The organism is Sulfobacillus harzensis, assembly GCF_012933365.1.
Taxonomy (GTDB): domain Bacteria; phylum Bacillota; class Sulfobacillia; order Sulfobacillales; family Sulfobacillaceae; genus Sulfobacillus_B; species Sulfobacillus_B harzensis.
On record NZ_JABBVZ010000227.1, the window covers coordinates 1 to 2,121 of the forward strand.

A 2,121-nucleotide genomic window follows, 5' to 3' on the forward strand; every position below is an offset into this window, starting at 1 on the left:
TTCTCCGCCTCCCACCTATCCTGTACACGCGGCCCGAACGACCCATAGCAGGCTGCAGTCAAGCTCCACGGGGTCTTTCTGTCCAGTCGTCAGTACCCTGCATCTTCACAGGGCTTGCAATTTCACCGAGTCTCTCGTTGAGACAGTACCCAAGTCGTTACGCCTTTCGTGCGGGTCGGAACTTACCCGACAAGGAATTTCGCTACCTTAGGACCGTTATAGTTACGGCCGCCGTTGACTGGGGCTTCGGGTTGGGGCGTGAACCCCGCTCCTTCACCTTCCAGCACCGGGCAGGCGTCAGCCCCTATACGGCGTCTTACGACTTCGCAGGGACCTGTGTTTTTGGTAAACAGTCGCTTGGGTCTCTTGTGTGTCCCCGGCCCGAGACCGGGCCGGGCCCCCTTCTTCCGAAGGTACGGGGGCATTTTGCCGAGTTCCTTAACGAGAGGTCACTCGCGCGCCTGAGGCTTCTCGCCTCGCCTACCTGTGTCGGTTTCGGGTACGGACTCCATCCGTCTCCCCCTGCGCTTTTCTGGAGCCCCACGCCGGCGACTATCGGCCCCCCTCGCGGGGGACCGTCGGGCCCGAAGGCCACGCCCACAACCAACGGGGCGCTTCTCGACGCGGGACTGTCCCGCAGGCTTCGCCAACGGATGGAGGTCACGGAATCTCCACCGTGTCTCCATCGACTACGCCTTGACGGCCTCGCCTTAGGTCCGACTAACCCGGAGCGGACGATCCTGGCTCCGGAACCCGGCGGCTTTCGGCGGGGATGATTCGCACATCCCTTTTCGCTACTCATACCGGCATTCGCACTCCCGTGGGGTCCACCCCGCCTTCCAGCGGACCTTCACCCCCCACGGGACGCTCCCCTACCCCATCTCGGCCGGACGGCCGAGACAGTCGCCGTTTCGGTACACCACTTAGCCCCGAACATTATCGGCGCCGGCGGACTGCGACCAGTGAGCTATTACGCACTCTTTCAAGGATGGCTGCTTCTAAGCCAACCTCCTGGCTGTCTGGGCCCATCGACGTCCTTTACCACTCAGCGGTGATTTAGGGACCTTAACGGACGATCTGGGCTGTTGCCCTTTTGACCCTGGAGCTTATCCCCCAGCGTCTGACTCCCACAAGCGGTCCATCGACTTTGTCGTTTGCGAACAGGCAGTAATCCCGGCGGGACCCCTTCCATTCACAGAGCGCTACCCCGATGGACGCGATCTTGGAGGCTCGCCCTCAAGCGATTTCGGGGAGAACCAGCTATCTCCGTGTTCGATTGGCATTTCACCCCTAACCGCCGCTCATCCCAGCCCTTTTCAACGGACACGGGTTCGGCCCTCCATCCCGGGTTAAGGGGACTTCAGCCTGGCGCCGGCTAGATCACACGGTTTCGGGTCGACCGATCCTCACTCACGCCCTGCACGGACTCGCTTGCGCTCCGGCTGCCCCCCTCCCGGGGGTTAACCTTGCGGGGACCGGTCACTCGCCGGTTCATTCTTCAATAGGCACGCCATCATCCCCCAAAGGGACTCTGACGGGTTGTCAGCACACGGTTTCAGGGTCTCTTTCACTCCCCTCCCGGGGGGCTTTTCACCGTTCCCTCACGGTACTCTCCACTATCGGTGTCAAGAAGTCGGCAGTCTTGGGTGGTGGGCCACCCTGCTTCCCACCGGGTTTCACGAGCCCGGTGGTACTTAGGCGCATGCTGCACAGCCTTCCGGGGCCGGACCGACGGGGCTTTCACCCACTTGGGCGCTGCATTCCAACAGCTTCAATCCGGCGGCCCGGACGGGCCGCGGGCGGGACCTGGAGGCCGCCCCCAACATGGCCTGCAACCCGGATCGACAGGGCCTCCAGCCCGGTCAAGGCCGATCCGTTTAGACAAGGCTCCGGTTCGCTCGCCGCTACTACGGAGTTCGCGTTTGCTTTTCCGATTGCGGTACTGAGATGTTTCAGTTCCCGCATTCTGCCCGGTCATCTCCGTTGAGATGCCGTCTCGGCCGGTCGGCCGAGGGGTTGCCCCATTCGGTGATCCTCAGATCGACGCCTGCGACGCGGCTCCCTGAGGCGTATCGTTGCGTGCCACGACCTTCTTCGCCTTCTTGCACCCGAGGCATCCCC

General features: G+C 62.8%; 1 rRNA gene. It reads right to left on the minus strand.

From position 1 onward, the window contains the following. Positions 1-2,121 (minus strand): 23S ribosomal RNA (locus tag HIJ39_RS22595); the annotation flags it as partial.